The 14785-nt window shown below is 67.6% G+C and carries 13 protein-coding genes; 11 read left to right on the top strand and 2 right to left on the bottom strand.

What is annotated here, in order from left to right:
• Positions 1-2: 2 nt before the first annotated feature.
• The 5 genes from dnaE (at position 3) to F6B43_RS04565 (ending at position 7502) form a co-directional block, all read left to right on the top strand.
• Complete coding sequence (dnaE, locus tag F6B43_RS04585; protein WP_246159862.1) at positions 3-3473, top strand: DNA polymerase III subunit alpha; 3471 nt, start codon at positions 3-5, stop codon at positions 3471-3473.
• 68 nt (positions 3474-3541) lie between these two features.
• A complete protein-coding gene (locus tag F6B43_RS04580; protein WP_246159794.1) occupies positions 3542-4552 on the top strand; it encodes a hypothetical protein in 1011 nt (336 codons plus the stop codon).
• A gap of 41 nt (positions 4553-4593) precedes the next feature.
• On the top strand, positions 4594-5895 hold the full coding sequence (gene hisD / locus F6B43_RS04575) for a histidinol dehydrogenase (RefSeq protein ID WP_150447684.1): 1302 nt from the start codon (positions 4594-4596) through the stop codon (positions 5893-5895).
• A 64-nt stretch (positions 5896-5959) separates the two neighbouring features.
• A complete protein-coding gene (nrdR, locus tag F6B43_RS04570; protein ID WP_150447683.1) occupies positions 5960-6466 on the top strand; it encodes a transcriptional regulator NrdR in 507 nt (168 codons plus the stop codon).
• A 10-nt stretch (positions 6467-6476) separates the two neighbouring features.
• Positions 6477-7502 carry a quinone-dependent dihydroorotate dehydrogenase gene (locus F6B43_RS04565; protein WP_150447682.1) on the top strand — a complete coding sequence of 342 codons (1026 nt, stop codon included), beginning with the start codon at positions 6477-6479 and terminating at the stop codon, positions 7500-7502.
• 25 nt (positions 7503-7527) lie between these two features.
• Here the strand turns inward: F6B43_RS04565 and F6B43_RS04560 are convergent, their stop codons facing one another.
• A complete protein-coding gene (locus tag F6B43_RS04560; protein ID WP_150447681.1) occupies positions 7528-8121 on the bottom strand; it encodes a DUF3043 domain-containing protein in 594 nt (197 codons plus the stop codon).
• A 48-nt stretch (positions 8122-8169) separates the two neighbouring features.
• Between F6B43_RS04560 and F6B43_RS04555 the strand changes: the two genes are divergently transcribed.
• The 6 genes from F6B43_RS04555 (at position 8170) to F6B43_RS04530 (ending at position 14114) form a co-directional block, all read left to right on the top strand.
• Complete coding sequence (locus F6B43_RS04555; protein WP_150447680.1) at positions 8170-9564, top strand: dipeptidase; 1395 nt, start codon at positions 8170-8172, stop codon at positions 9562-9564.
• Between the two features lie 77 nt (positions 9565-9641).
• Positions 9642-10007, top strand: coding sequence for an iron-sulfur cluster insertion protein ErpA (erpA, locus tag F6B43_RS04550; RefSeq protein ID WP_150447679.1), 366 nt, complete (start codon positions 9642-9644; stop codon positions 10005-10007).
• Between the two features lie 207 nt (positions 10008-10214).
• The gene (gene ctaC, locus F6B43_RS04545; protein ID WP_150447678.1) at positions 10215-11126 is read left to right on the top strand and encodes an aa3-type cytochrome oxidase subunit II; all 912 of its coding nucleotides are present in this window, start codon (positions 10215-10217) and stop codon (positions 11124-11126) included.
• Positions 11126-12889: an aa3-type cytochrome oxidase subunit I gene (gene ctaD / locus F6B43_RS04540; protein ID WP_150447677.1), complete on the top strand. Its 1764-nt coding sequence runs from the start codon at positions 11126-11128 to the stop codon at positions 12887-12889. Before ctaC ends, ctaD begins: the two co-directional genes overlap by 1 nt.
• Positions 12890-13324 (top strand): cytochrome c oxidase subunit 4, encoded by a 435-nt coding sequence (locus tag F6B43_RS04535; RefSeq protein WP_150447676.1) that lies wholly within the window; start codon positions 12890-12892, stop codon positions 13322-13324.
• Between the two features lie 4 nt (positions 13325-13328).
• Positions 13329-14114, top strand: a complete 786-nt coding sequence (locus tag F6B43_RS04530; RefSeq protein WP_150447675.1) for a PP2C family protein-serine/threonine phosphatase — start codon at positions 13329-13331, stop codon at positions 14112-14114.
• Between the two features lie 42 nt (positions 14115-14156).
• On the opposite strand, the gene F6B43_RS04525 is transcribed toward F6B43_RS04530, so the two are convergent.
• Positions 14157-14573, bottom strand: a complete 417-nt coding sequence (locus F6B43_RS04525) for a rhodanese-like domain-containing protein (RefSeq protein ID WP_150447674.1) — start codon at positions 14571-14573, stop codon at positions 14157-14159.
• Between the last annotated feature and the right edge of the window lie 212 nt (positions 14574-14785).

The following is a 14785-nucleotide window of genomic DNA, read 5'->3' as shown; positions in this document are numbered from 1 at the left end:
CGATGCTCGACGGGGCGGCCCGGGTCGGCCCTCTGGTGCAGGAGGCGGTGCGTCAGGGCATGCCCGCGATCGCCGTGACCGACCACGGCAACACGTTCGCCGCGTTCGAGTTCTACAAGACCGCGAAGGACGCGGGCATCAAGCCCATCGTCGGCATCGAGGCATATGTCACCCCCGGCACGCATCGCAGCGACAAGGCGCGCGTGCGATGGGGCACACCCGAGCAGAACAGCGACGACGTCTCGGGCTCAGGCGCCTACACCCACATGACGCTGTTGTCCGAGACGACCGAGGGCATGCACAACCTGTTCCGGCTGTCGTCGCGGGCGAGCATCGAGGGGTATTACTTCAAGCCCCGCATGGACCGCGAGCTGCTGCAGACCTACGCGGCCGGACTGATCGCGACGACCGGCTGCCCGTCGGGCGAGGTGCAGACCCGTCTGCGGCTGGGCCAGTACGACGCGGCGCGCGCCGCGGCGGCGGAGTTCCAAGACATCTTCGGCAAAGAGAACTACTTCGCCGAGATCATGGACCACGGTCTCAGCATCGAGCGGCGGGTCATGTCAGACCTCCTGAAGATCGCGAAAGACCTCGACATCCCGCTCGTCGGCACCAACGACCTTCATTACACGCATCAGCACGATGCCCAGAGTCATGCCGCGCTCCTGTGCGTGCAGTCGGCATCCACGCTCGATGACCCGAAGCGGTTCAAATTCGACGGCGACGGCTACTACGTCAAGACGCCCGCCGAGATGCGGCAGGTGTTCCGCGATCATCCCGACGCGTGCGACAACACACTTCTCATCGCCGAGCGGTGCGACGTCGAATTCAACACGAGCGCCAACTACATGCCGCGCTTCCCTGTGCCCGAAGGCGAGACCGAAGAGTCCTGGTTCGTCAAAGAGGTCGAGACCGGGCTGCACAAGCGGTATCCGACGGGGATCCCGTCCGAGGTCCGCGCGCAGGCCGAGTACGAGACCGGCGTCATCACGCAGATGGGCTTCCCCGGTTACTTCCTCGTCGTCGCCGACTTCATCAACTGGGCCAAAGACAACGGCATCCGCGTCGGGCCGGGGCGTGGCTCGGGCGCAGGGTCGATGGCGGCCTACGCGATGGGAATCACCGACCTCGACCCCCTGCAGCACGGACTGATCTTCGAGCGCTTCCTCAACCCCGACCGCGTGTCGATGCCCGACTTCGACGTCGACTTCGACGACCGCCGCCGTGGCGAGGTCATCCAGTACGTGACCGACAAGTACGGCGACGCACGTGTCGCGCAGATCGTCACGTACGGCACGATCAAGGCGAAGCAGGCACTCAAGGACGCGGGGCGCGTGCTCGGGTTCCCGTTCAGCATGGGCGAGAAGCTCACCAAGGCGATGCCGCCTGCGGTCATGGGCAAGGACATGCCGCTGGAGGGGATGTTCGACAAAGCGCACCCGCGGTTCAAAGAGGCCTCCGAGTTCCGCACGCTGATCGAGACGGACGCCGAGGCCAAGACCGTCTTCGACACCGCCGTCGGGCTAGAGAACCTGAAGCGGCAGTGGGGCGTGCACGCGGCGGGCGTGATCATGTCGAGCGAACCCCTGATCGACATCATCCCGATCATGAAGCGCGAGCAGGACGGCCAGATCGTCACGCAGTTCGACTATCCGTCGTGCGAAGCGCTCGGGCTGATCAAGATGGACTTCCTGGGGCTGCGCAACCTCACGATCATCAACGACGCGCTCGACAACATCGAGGCGAACCGCGGCATCCCGCTCGTTCTCGAAGACCTCGCGCTCGACGACATGCCGGCGTACGAGCTCCTGTCCCGCGGCGACACGCTGGGTGTGTTCCAGCTCGACGGCGGCCCCATGCGGTCGCTCCTGAGGCTCATGAAGCCCGACAACTTCGAAGACATCTCGGCCGTGATCGCGCTGTATCGGCCGGGACCCATGGGTGCCAACTCGCATATCAACTACGCGCTGCGCAAGACCGGGCAGCAAGAGATCACTCCCATCCACGCCGAACTCGAAGAGCCGCTCGCGGAGATCCTCAGCACCAGCTACGGCCTGATCATCTACCAGGAGCAGGTGATGGCCATCGCCCAGAAGGTGGCGGGCTTCACCCTCGGCCAAGCCGATATTCTTCGGCGCGCGATGGGCAAGAAGAAGAAGTCCGAGCTCGACAAGCAGTACGAGGGCTTCGAAGCGGGCATGCACGCCAACGGCTACTCGGACGCCGCGGTCAAGACCCTGTGGGACATCTTGCTGCCGTTCTCGGACTACGCGTTCAACAAGGCGCACTCGGCGGCATACGGACTCATCGCGTACTGGACGGCGTATCTCAAGGCCCACTATCCCGCCGAGTACATGGCGGCGCTCCTGACGAGCGTGGGCGATGCCAAGGACAAGCTCGCCGTGTACCTGAACGAGTGCCGTCGTATGGGCATCAGAGTCCTCCCGCCCGACGTCGGCGAATCGATCAAGTACTTCGCCGCCGTCGGCGACGACATCCGGTTCGGGTTGGGCGCCGTGCGCAACGTCGGATCGAACGTGGTCGAGTCGATCGTCGAGGCGCGCGCAGACGAGAGGTTCACGTCTTTCCACGACTTCCTCGACAAGGTTCCGACGAACGTCGCCAACAAGCGCACGGTCGAATCGCTCATCAAGGCGGGCGCCTTCGATTCGCTCGGCGCGACGCGCCGAGCGCTGATGGAGATCCACGAGGACGCGACCGAGGCGGCCGTCGAGATCAAGCGCAAGGCCGCCACGGGGGCGATCGGATTCGACTTCGACAGCCTGTACGACGAGACCGAAGAGGTCGCGCCCGTCAAGGTGCCCGATCGACCCGAGTGGACGAAGAAAGACAAGCTGGCCTTCGAGCGCGAGATGCTGGGCCTCTACGTGTCCGACCACCCGCTGGCCGGGCTCGAGATCCCGCTCGCGAAGCATTCGTCGACGAGCATCCACGACCTGCTGTCGTCGGAGGACGTGACCGACGGCGACCAGGTGACGGTGGCAGGCCTCGTCACGAGTGTGCAGCACCGCGTCGCGAAACAGAGCGGCAACCCCTACGGCATGATCACGATCGAGGACTTCAACGGCGAGGTCACGGTCATGTTCATGGGCCGCACGTACACCGAGTTCGCATCGTCTCTCGTGGCGGATTCGATCCTCGTCGTGCGTGGCAGGGTGTCGCGGCGCGACGACGGTCTGAACCTCCACGCGCAGTCGGCGTTCACTCCCGACCTGGGGTCGGTCGACGCGTCGGGCCCGCTCGTTCTGGTGATGCCCGAGCGGCGCGCGAGCGAGCAGCTGGTATCAGAGCTCCTGCAGACGCTGCAGCGGCACAGGGGCGATACCGAGGTGACCGTCAAGCTCCACTCGGGGTCGACCGCGAAGGTGTTCGACGTGCCCCACCCCGTGCGAGTGACCGCCGACCTCTACGGCGAGCTCAAGGGCCTTCTCGGCCCCCAGTGCCTCGGCTGACGCACCTGACGCCCTCAGCCCTCGCGGGTAGTATCTGACCTCGTGCGCGATGCGCCCGACCCGGAAGGATGATCGTGACCGACGAACAAATCGACCAGGACACCACCCCCGAATCGACCACGGTCGGGACGGACTCCCTCCACGCGGATGAGACCGCGTCCCCGCAGTACGGGCCTCAGTATGGCGTGGGCCCGTTCTCGATCCGCGAGGTGGCGCTCGTCGGCATCTGGGTCGTCGCCTTCATCGTGTCGTTCTTCTCGGTGACGACGCTCAGGTTCGATTCGGTGTGGACGTCCGGGCTGCTGTGGATCCTCACGATCGCGGTTCCGACCGCGGCGGTGTTCCTCATCGTCCTCCGCCGGTTGTCGCCGGACGGCATCCGGCGCGTCGGCTCGCTCGGCATCGACCAGTTCGCGTCCGTCGCATTCACGGTCTCTGCGGTCCTGTGGATCCAGCTGGTGTGGGAGACGGTCGCGATCGTCGTCGATGGCGGCCCCTGGGTGCGCTCGTGGGTGATGTGGGTCGAGCTCGTCCTCATGCTCGCGGGAGTCGCGCTCACGGTGTTCGGACCGGTGATCCCCCCGTTCGAAGAAGACTTCCAGGGCCGTCGCGAGGTTCCCGCTCATCGCAGCGCCCGGCCGATCCGCCCCGTGGTCGCGCGACCCGCGCCCGTGGCGCGTCCGGCGACCGCAGATGACGCCGTCGCCCCCGGCGCTCACGCCGCCTCGGCCGCGTTCGCCGATGCGGCCGAGTCGGACACGATCGCGATCGATCGCTCGGCGGGGGCTTTCGAGCCGGCGACGGCCGACTCGGACGAACCGTGGACCCCGGCGTCCACGCGCGGCACGTACGAGCCCGTCCAGGGGACCGGGTCGCAGCCCGCCGTCAGCCATCAGGCGTTCTGGGCGCTCGCGCCCGTCGAGCGCGACGTCGTCGACGCGCAGGGAGCAACCCTGTTCCGCATCGGCCCGAGCGCGTGGGCTCTCGTGATCGAGGATCGCGGCGATTCGTTCGTCGTGCGGCACGAAGACGGCACCGTCGGCTACCTCCACGACGTGTCGGGGATCACTCGCGGGTGACCCGGTTCGGGCGCCGCGCAGCGGACGGATAGCCTGGACGGATGCTTCGCACGATCGATCTGCGCGGTCGCGGCCTGTCTGCCGTCGAACTGCTGGCCACCGTTCCCCGTGCCACCGCCGCGCGTGAGGAAGCACTCAGCACGGCTGCTGCGCTCGTCGCGGATGTCGCCCACGATGGCGAGGCGGCGCTGCGCTCCCAGGCCGAGCGCTTCGACGGAGTCACCGGGCACGCCGTGCGTGTGCCCGGTGCACACCTGGATGACGCTCTCGCAGGCCTCGATGCCGCCGTCCGAGACGCGCTCGAGGAGGCGATCCGCCGAGTGCAGACAGCATCCGCCGCGCAGGTCCCGCCCTCGGTGGTGACCGAGATCGGGCCGGGGGCGCGCGTCACGCAGCGCTGGCAGCCGGTCCGGCGCGTCGGCGTCTACGTTCCGGGCGGCAAAGCCGTCTATCCGTCCAGCGTGGTGATGAACGTCGTCCCTGCCCAGGTCGCCGGTGTGTCGCAGATCGCCCTCGCCTCCCCGCCGCAGCGCGATTTCGACGGGCGCGTCCACCCGGCGATCCTCGCGGCTGCGCGGCTGCTCGGCGTCGACGAGGTGTACGCGATGGGGGGTGCCGGAGCGATCGGCGCATTCGCCCACGGTGTCGAGTCGATCGGTCTGGAGGCCGTCGACGTCGTCACCGGGCCGGGCAACAACTTCGTCGCAGCGGCCAAGCGCGCGGTCGCCGGCCTGGTGGGGACGGATGCCGAAGCCGGCGCGACCGAGATCCTCATCGTCGCCGATGACAGCGCCGACCCCCGGCTGGTCGCAGCCGATCTCATCAGCCAGGCCGAGCACGACGAGCAGGCCGCCGCGGTGCTGGTGACCTCGTCCGTCGTGCTGGCGGAAGAGGTGGCGCGTGCCGCGGCGATCCGGATCCCGACGACGCGGCACGCCGAGCGGGTGGCGATCGCGCTGTCCGGCCCGCAGTCGGCGATCGTGCTCGTCGATGACCTCGCGGCGGCGACCGCGTTCAGTAATGCGTATGCCCCCGAGCACCTCGAGCTGCACCTCGAAGCCCCTCGCCCGGAGGACTTCGTGCACGCCGGCGCGGTGTTCGTCGGAGCCGATTCGCCCGTCAGCCTCGGCGACTACCTCGCCGGCAGCAACCACGTGCTTCCGACCGGGGGACAGGCCAGGTATTCGTCGGGCCTCTCCGCCTCTACCTTCCTGCGGCCTCAGCAGGTCATCGAGTACGACCGCGCCGCCCTCGCCGAGGTGCGCGAGCGCATCGTCGCGCTCGCGAATGCGGAGGCCCTCCCCGCGCACGGCGAAGCGGTCGAGGCCCGTTTCGACGACTGATCGTCTCGGCCTGCGCGCAGGGTGCCGCAGTGCACGCTGCCGGTCGGGGTAGTCTGTCGGTGCTATGCACTGCCCCTTCTGCCGTCACCCTGATTCGCGCGTGATCGATTCGCGTACCAGCGACGACGGGCTCAGCATCCGGCGTCGTCGTCAGTGCCCGAACTGCGGGCGACGATTCTCGACGGTCGAGACCGCGAGCCTCAACGTCGTGAAGCGCTCGGGCGTGACCGAGCCGTTCAGTCGCGAGAAGGTCATGTCGGGGGTTCGCAAGGCCTGCCAGGGGCGCCCCGTGACCGATGCCGACCTGGCGCTTCTCGCCCAGAGCGTCGAGGAGGCGGTGCGACAGACCGGATCGTCGCAGGTCGACGCGAACGACATCGGGTTGGCGATCCTCGGTCCGCTGCGCGACCTCGACGAGGTCGCCTATCTCCGATTCGCGAGCGTCTATCGTGCCTTCGACTCGCTCGAGGACTTCGAATCCGCGATCGGGCAGCTCCGCGCCGATCACGCGACCGACCCGCACCGGGCCGCGACCGACCCGGAGTCGGCGTCCGACACGCTCGGCCGATAGCCTGGCGGGGATGTATCCCCTCCTCTTCCGCACGCTCCTGACGAGATTCGACCCCGAGACCGCGCATCACGCGGGGATGCTCGTCATCCGTCTCGCGGGCATCTGGCCGTTCTCCTGGGCCGCGCGCGCCCTCACGCGCCCTGACCCCGCGCTGCGCACGAGCGCGCTCGGCCGCGAGTTCGCGTCTCCCTTCGGCATCGCCGCGGGCTTCGACAAGAACGCGGTCGGCGCATACGGGCTGGGAGCGCTCGGGTTCGGTCATGTCGAGATCGGCACGGTGACCGCCCTTGCACAGGAGGGCAACCCGCGACCGCGACTGTTCCGACTCACCCGGGATCGCGCGCTGATCAACCGTATGGGGTTCAACAACCGGGGGGCGGATGCTGCATCCCGCCGGCTCCGTGCCCTTCGCGCCCGCACCGACCGTCCGGTGATCGGCGCGAACATCGGCAAGAGCCGCGCCGTCGAGGTCGCGGACGCGACGGCCGATTACGTGCGGAGCGCGACCCTGCTCGCCCCGCTGGCCGACTATCTCGCGGTGAACGTGTCGTCGCCGAACACCCCGGGTCTTCGTACGCTCCAGGCCGTCGAAACCCTCGCTCCGCTCCTGTCGGCCGTCAAGGACGCCGCCGGGTCGACCCCGATGCTCGTCAAGATCGCCCCCGACCTCGCCGACGATGAGATCGAGGCGATCACCCGGCTCGCCCTGGACCTCGGCCTCGCCGGCCTGATCGCGGCCAACACGACGATCTCGCGGGATGGCCTGACGACGGATGCCGCGACGGTCGAAGCCTGCGGCGCGGGCGGCCTGTCCGGAGCGCCGGTGCGCGCTCGCGCGTTGCGCGTGGTCGAGATCGTCCGCGCGACGGCACCGGATCCGCGGTTCTGCGTCATCGGGGTCGGGGGAGTGGAGATCGCGAAGGACGTGCGGGCGCTGTTGGATGCCGGTGCGACCCTTGTGCAGGGTTACACGGGATTCATCTACCGCGGGCCGCTCTGGGCGCGCCAGATCAACCGCGGTCTGCGCGCGGGCTGATCGCCGCCGGTTCGGGCTGAGTCGCTCAGACGACCTTGGTGCCGCGCTTGACCTGCGGTTTGGGCAGGCGCATGAAGCGCATCTGGATGGTGCGCATGGCGGCGTACCACCCGAGGCCCTTCTCGGTGCGATCGGCGCCGAACTTCTCGCGCGCGGCCGCCTTGACCCGGATCGAGAGCAGCACCATGTCGCCGATGACGAAGATGATGAAGATCCACAGCGCGATGAACGACCAGTACTGGATGGCGGTGAGCGGCACGAACGTCGCCAGGATGACGAGCACCATGGCGGGCATCACGGCTTCGCCGAGGTGCAGCCGCGAATCGACGTAGTCGCGCACGAAGCGGCGCTGCGGCCCCTTGTCGCGCACGGGGAGGAACTTGTCGTCGCCCGCTGCCATCCCGGCGCGGGCCTTCTCGCGCTGCTGGGCCAGTTCGGCGCGGGCTCGCGCCTTGGCCTCCTTGGTGTCGGCGACGAGCGGCCGCTTTCGCGCGGCCTCCTGCTCGGCCCGGGTGGGCGTGGCGCGTCCCTTGCTCACGGGCCCGGCAGGGGTGCCGTTCAGGACGGTCCCCTCGGAGGGCGCATCGTTGGATGCGGGTGCTGCAGGGGACTTGGCCACGGGGATCCTCGATCGGACGGAGAAGGGGTACGGCTTAAGATTACCCGCATGAGCTCCGACCTGTCCCGTCCCGCCTCCGTTCGCGAGGCCGCGGCCTCCGGCATCCCCTCCGCCCTCGCAGATCTCGGCGGACTCGTGCGCATCCCCTCCATCGCGTGGCCCGCTTTCGACCAATCGCAGGTGCTGCGCAGCGCGGAGGCCGTCGCCGCCCTCGCTGAGGAAACGGGGGTCTTCGACCGGGTCAGCGTGACGACTGCGGCGATCCCCGGGACGGCCGAGCGCGGCCAGCCTGCGGTACTGGCCACCCGGGCGGCGAAGAACGGCCGCCCGACGGTGCTGCTCTACGCACATCACGATGTTCAGCCGACCGGCGACGACGCGCTGTGGGAGACGCCTCCGTTCGAACCGACCGTTCGCGACGGACGACTGTACGGCCGTGGGGCTGCTGACGACAAGGCGGGGGTGATGGCCCACATCGCCGCGATCCGCGCTCTGAAGGAGGCGCTCGGCGACGACTTCGACCTCGGACTCGCGCTCTTCATCGAGGGCGAGGAGGAGTACGGATCCCGGTCCTTCGCGCAGTTCCTCGCCGACAACGCCGACGCGCTGCGCTCCGACGTGATCGTCGTGGCCGACTCCGGCAATTGGGATGCCGACACGCCCGCGCTCACCGTCTCGCTGCGCGGCAACGCGCGGTTCACCCTGACGGTGCGCACGCTCGACCACGCCTCGCACTCGGGAATGTTCGGGGGTGCCGTGCCCGACGCGATGCTGGCGACGGTGAAGCTCCTCGCCACGCTCTGGGACGACGACGGTGCGGTCGCCGTCGACGGCATGACCGCGCGGGATGCCGCGACCCCCGACTACGACGAGGCCACGTTGCGCGACGAGGCGGGGCTGCCCGACGGCGTGCGGCCGATCGGCACAGGCTCGATCCTCGGTCGCATCTGGAACAAGCCCTCGATCACGATCACCGGCATCGACGCGACCAGCGTGGCTGCCGCATCCAACACCCTCGCCCCATCGATCACCGTCGTGATCAGCGCGCGGGTCGCCCCGGGTCAGGCCGCCGGTGAGGTGTACGCGGCGATCAAGACGCATCTCGAGGCGCACGCGCCGTTCGGCGCGCAGCTCGAGTTCGCCGACGTCGACCTGGGCGACGGCTTCCTCGTGGATACGACCGGCTGGGCGGTGCAGACCGCGCGGGACGCGCTGGGCGAGGGGTATGGAGTGAGCGCGGTCGATGTCGGAGTGGGCGGCTCGATCCCGTTCATCGCGGACCTCGTGCGCGAGTTCCCGGCCGCGCAGATCCTCGTCACGGGTGTGGAAGACCCTCACACGCGTGCCCACAGCCCGAACGAGTCCCTGCACATCGACACGTTCCGGCACGCTGTGATCTCGGAGGCGCTGCTCCTGGAGAAGCTCGACGCACGGTCGGTCTGAGCGCGCGTCGAGCCCATCCGCCGCCGTCGGGCGTAGAATCAAGGTGTCCGCGTACACCGAAGCCCTCGAGGAGAGCCATGACCGACACTGCACTGTCGACCCCGCAGACCGTCCGCGAACACGGCGTGCTGCTGACCGACACGGCCGCCAGCAAGGTGAAGAGCCTGCTCGCGCAGGAGGGCCGTGACGACCTGCGTCTACGTGTCGCCGTTCAGCCCGGCGGGTGCTCCGGCCTCATCTACCAGCTCTACTTCGACGAGCGCTATCTCGACGGCGACAAGACGGTCGACTTCGACGGTGTCGAGGTCATCATCGATGACATGAGCGTCCCGTACCTCGACGGAGCGTCGATCGATTTCAAGGACACGATCTCCGAGCAGGGGTTCACGATCGACAACCCCAACGCCGCGGGCAGCTGCGCGTGCGGAGACAGTTTCCACTGATTCCCCCGGACCATCCGGCCTGAGTCACAGAGGTCGGTCGAACGGCGCCCGCGCACCGCGCGAGGCGCCGTTCGGCGTATCCGCCGAGCCTCTGACCCGGTGCCGGAACAGGTCTCCCGACGCGAGTCGACCTGTGCGGATGGCCTGAATACGGTGGGAGCTTGCTCTAGACTGGCGGAGTCAGTTCCACGTCCGGAAAGGTGCATTGTGCCCTCGAATCGAGCGCCCTCCACACGCCGCCTCCGCTGGGCCGCACTCCCCATCGGCATCGCGGCGGCTGTTGCTCTCGCGGGTTGCTCGACGACCGAGTTGCACGGCTTCCTCCCCGGCTTCACCGACGACGGCGTCGCCGCCACGAATCACACCGACATGGTCGCCGGACTCTGGGTCAACTCCTGGATCGTGCTGCTGGTCGTCGGAATCGTCACGTGGGGCCTGATGGGGTGGGCGGCGATCGCTTACCGCCGTCGCCGCGGCCAGTCCGGCCTCCCGGTGCAGCTGCGCTACAACATGCCGATCGAGATCTTCTACACGATCGTGCCGCTGATCCTCGTGATCGGCTTCTTCGCCTTCACCGCTCGCGACCAGGCGGTCCTGGAGACCCAGACCGAGAACCCGGACGTCTCGATCGTGGCGATCGGCAAGCAGTGGGCGTGGGACTTCCAGTACGACGGCCAGAACGCGGACGCCTCAGACGCCGTCTGGACGATGGGCGTGCAGGCTGTCCCCGCTGCCAACGGCGACGTCGACCAGGCCAAGCTCCCGACGCTGTACCTGCCGGTGGACAAGACGGTGAAGATCAAGCTGCAGTCCCGCGATGTCATCCACTCGTTCTGGATCATCGACTTCCTGTACAAGAAGGACATGTACATCGGGCGTGACAACTACTGGTCGTTCACCCCGACGCGCGAGGGCACGTACGCCGGCAAGTGCGCCGAGCTGTGCGGCGAGTACCACTCGGCCATGCTCTTCAACGTCAAGGTCGTCAGCGACGCGGAGTACGAGAAGTACCTCGCATCGCTGCGCGCCGCCGGTCAGACCGGCGACATCAACAAGGCATATGACCGCCTGGCGAATCTGCCCGGCACCGGGGCGACGACGAACGAAAGTGGCGAGTGATGGCTACCACGCTTCCTCTGCAGGAAAAGAATCCGGGTCGCCCGACTACCCTCCCGCCGCGACAGGCCGCGCTGCTCAGCGCGACCCGCGTCGAGCAGAAGGGCAACATCATCGTCAAGTGGATCACCTCCACTGACCACAAGACGATCGGGTACATGTACCTGATCGCATCGGTGCTGTTCTTCATGCTCGGCGGTGTGATGGCCCTCATCATCCGCGCCGAGCTGTTCGAGCCGGGGATGCAGATCATCCCGACGAAAGAGCAGTACAACCAGCTGTTCACGATGCACGGCACGATCATGCTGCTGATGTTCGCCACGCCGTTGTTCGCCGGCTTCGCCAACGTCATCATGCCGCTGCAGATCGGCGCCCCCGACGTCGCCTTCCCGCGACTGAACGCGTTCGCCTTCTGGCTTTTCCTGTTCGGCTCCACGATCGCCGTGTCGGGCTTCCTCACCCCGCAGGGCGCGGCAGGGTTCGGCTGGTTCGCGTATCAGCCTCTCGCGAGTGCGACATTCTCACCGGGAGCAGGCGGCAATCTCTGGATGCTCGGCCTCGGCATGAGCGGATTCGGGACGATTCTCGGCGCGGTGAACTTCATCACGACGATCATCACGATGCGCGCCCCCGGCATGACCATGTGGCGCATGCCGATCTTCACGTGGAACACGCTGATCACCAGCATCCTGGTCCTGATGGCCTTCCCGGTTCTCGCCGCGGCGATCCTGGCTGCTGCTGCCGACCGCGTTCTGGGTGCGCACATCTACGACCCGGCCAACGGCGGCGTGCTGCTCTGGCAGCACCTGTTCTGGTTCTTCGGCCACCCCGAGGTGTACATCATCGCGCTGCCGTTCTTCGGCATCGTCTCGGAGATCTTCCCGGTCTTCAGCCGAAAGCCGATCTTCGGGTACAAGACGCTCGTCTACGCGACGATCGCGATCGCCGCCCTGTCGGTAGCGGTGTGGGCTCACCACATGTACGTCACCGGCGCCGTGCTTCTGCCGTTCTTCGCCCTCATGACGATGCTCATCGCGGTACCGACGGGCGTCAAGATCTTCAACTGGATAGGCACGCTCTGGCGAGGCTCCGTGACTTTCGAGACGCCGATGATGTTCGCACTCGGATTCCTCGTGTCGTTCGTCTTCGGTGGCCTCACGGGCGTCATCCTCGCATCGCCGCCGCTGGACTTCGCGCTGTCCGACTCCTACTTCGTGGTCGCACACTTCCATTACGTCGTCTTCGGCACGGTGGTGTTCGCGATGTTCGCCGGGTTCTACTTCTGGTGGCCCAAGTTCACGGGCAAGATGCTGAACGAGCGTCTGGGCATGGTCCACTTCTGGATGCTGTTCATCGGCTTCCACATGACCTTCCTGATCCAGCACTGGCTGGGTGTGGACGGTATGGCGCGTCGCTACGCCGACTACTCGGCGGCCGATGGTTGGACATGGCAGAACCAGTTCTCGACGATCGGCGCGATGATCCTCGGCGCATCGATGATCCCCTTCCTCTTCAACGTGTGGATCACCGCACGCAAGGCACCCAAGGTGACGGTCAACGATCCATGGGGTTACGGTGCGTCACTGGAGTGGGCGACCTCGTGCCCGCCGCCGCGCCACAATTTCACGTCGATCCCGCGGATCCGCAGCGAGCGTCCGGCGTTCGACCTCAACCACCCCGAGGCAGGTGTGCCGGTGGGTGTGGGTCCGGCCAAGGACGCACCCGAAGCGCCCGTGGGCGACGTCGCGGCTGGAGAGGTGAAGTAAGTGCGCACGAACGTCGGTCTCTGGTGGCTGCTGAGCGGCTTCTTCCTCCTCGTCTTCGTCACCTACACGGTGTGGAACATCCTGGCGCACCCTGATCTGCCGTGGTATCACGCGATCGAGTGGGTCGGCAGTGTGGCGCTGCTGTTCACCGCGCTCATGGGCTCGCTGATCGCGTTCTACGTGCAGCGGGTCCATATGGCGCAGGGCGGCGAGCTTCCGGAAGACGTCCTCACCGCCGACATCGATGACGGCGACCCCGAGCTAGGTGAGTTCAGCCCGTGGTCGTGGTGGCCCATCGTGCTCGCCTTCTCGGCAGCGGTCGGGATGATCGGCCTCGCCGTGGGCACCTGGATGTTCCCGATCGGCATCGGCATCTTCCTCGTCGCGATCGTCGGCTGGGTGTACGAGTACTACCGCGGATACTTCGCACGCTGATTCTGTGCTGCGACTGAGAGCGGCAGCCGCGTCAGACGCCGGTGCCTATCGCGACGTCAACCAGGACGCTGCCTTCGCGGCGTCCTGGGGCGCGGGCGTCGCTGACGGTGTCGGTGGTGGCCCGGCAGGAGATCTGGCGTCAGCGGCGCTCGTACATCGCCTGGTGGCTGGTTCGGGCGACATCCGCGACGCGGTGCATCTGGCCGTGCGCATCCGCGAGGCGAATTGGGATGTCGGAGCGCACGCCCGGCGCGATCCGTCGTTGACGGGCATGGCCACGACGTTCACCGGGCTGTTCGTCGGCGAGGGCTCCGAGCTGATCGTCGCCCACACCGGTGACTCTCGCGGGTATCGACTCCGCGACGGCGTGCTCACCCGGGAGACGCGAGATGACTCCTACGTGCAGGAGCTGGTCGACCGCGGACTGCTCTCGCCGGCGGATGCAGCATCCCACCCTCGTCGCAACATCATCACGGCGTCGCTCCACGGGGGCGAAACCGACACGGTCACGGTCACGGAGCACAGTGCCTATGCCGGCGATCGCTGGATGCTGTGCAGCGACGGGGTCTCTGACTACCTGCCTGAGGCGGATCTCCGGACGACGCTGAGCAGCTCTGCAACCTCTGCGCATGTGGCTCATGCACTCGTGCGACTCGCGCTCGAGGCCGGTTCGCGCGATAACGTCACCGCCGTGGTCTGCGATGTCGAGCGCGGCGCTCCCGATCGCGAACGGCCCGAGTTCGCGGGGTCGGCCGCGGTCCGGTTCCGCGAAGAGTTCGAGTCGGCGTGATCGGTCCGGGCTGCGCGTGCCGCGCGGCCCGAGTCGGCCGGTCTACCCGGCAGGTACGCGGACGACCATGACCTGCGGGTCGAACGTACGGGGGAGGGCGCCCTCGTTGTTCTCGACGGGCTGGCCCTCGCGCACCCAGTACTCGTAACCGCCGATCATCTCTCTGACGGCGTACCCGAGTTCGGCGAACGCACGCGCACCTCTCGCCCCACCGTTGCAGCCCGGGCTCCAGCAATAGACGACGACGGGCATGTCGCGAGGGATTTCGAGGGGTGCGCGGCGTGCGATCTCCGCATGCGGGATGTGCACGGCGCCCGCCACCCGGCCCTGTGCCCACGCCTCGTCGCCGCGGACGTCCACGAGCACGAATCGGTCGCCGGCCTTCTGGGCGGCGTAGACGTCGGACGGGTCTGTCTCGTGACTGAGCTTGGCGGTGAAGTACTCGAGGGCGCTGATCATGCGTTCAGGCTAGGACGCGCGTGAGGTCTCCACCGCGCTGTCCGCGGTCATGCCTCGCTCGATTCCTGCCTTCCACGGTGCTCGGGGCGTGCAAGCGAGAGGATGAATGGCCGAGAACCTTCCCCTACAGGCCGTCCGAGACGACTTCAGCCTCCGGCATCCTTTGAGATGTTCGGAAACCCCGGCGCAAACCGAAAGCCCCGGCACGCCCA

The organism is Microbacterium rhizomatis, from assembly GCF_008710745.1.
GTDB classification, from domain to species: domain Bacteria; phylum Actinomycetota; class Actinomycetes; order Actinomycetales; family Microbacteriaceae; genus Microbacterium; species Microbacterium rhizomatis.
The sequence above is the reverse complement of the archived record's forward strand: the minus strand, read 5'-3'. Positions and strand labels throughout refer to the sequence as shown.

Excerpts from the sequence above, each read along its gene's own strand:
- F6B43_RS04555 (WP_150447680.1), top strand. The coding sequence starts at position 8,170 with ATGAGCTCCGACCTGTCCCGTCCCGCCTCCGTTCGCGAGGCCGCGGCC.
- nrdR (WP_150447683.1), top strand. The coding sequence starts at position 5,960 with ATGCACTGCCCCTTCTGCCGTCACCCTGATTCGCGCGTGATCGATTCG.
- F6B43_RS04565 (WP_150447682.1), top strand. The coding sequence starts at position 6,477 with ATGTATCCCCTCCTCTTCCGCACGCTCCTGACGAGATTCGACCCCGAG.
- F6B43_RS04525 (WP_150447674.1), bottom strand. The coding sequence starts at position 14,573 with ATGATCAGCGCCCTCGAGTACTTCACCGCCAAGCTCAGTCACGAGACA.
- erpA (WP_150447679.1), top strand. The coding sequence starts at position 9,642 with ATGACCGACACTGCACTGTCGACCCCGCAGACCGTCCGCGAACACGGC.
- hisD (WP_150447684.1), top strand. The coding sequence starts at position 4,594 with ATGCTTCGCACGATCGATCTGCGCGGTCGCGGCCTGTCTGCCGTCGAA.
- dnaE (WP_246159862.1), top strand. The coding sequence starts at position 3 with ATGCTCGACGGGGCGGCCCGGGTCGGCCCTCTGGTGCAGGAGGCGGTG.
- ctaD (WP_150447677.1), top strand. The coding sequence starts at position 11,126 with ATGGCTACCACGCTTCCTCTGCAGGAAAAGAATCCGGGTCGCCCGACT.
- F6B43_RS04580 (WP_246159794.1), top strand. The coding sequence starts at position 3,542 with ATGATCGTGACCGACGAACAAATCGACCAGGACACCACCCCCGAATCG.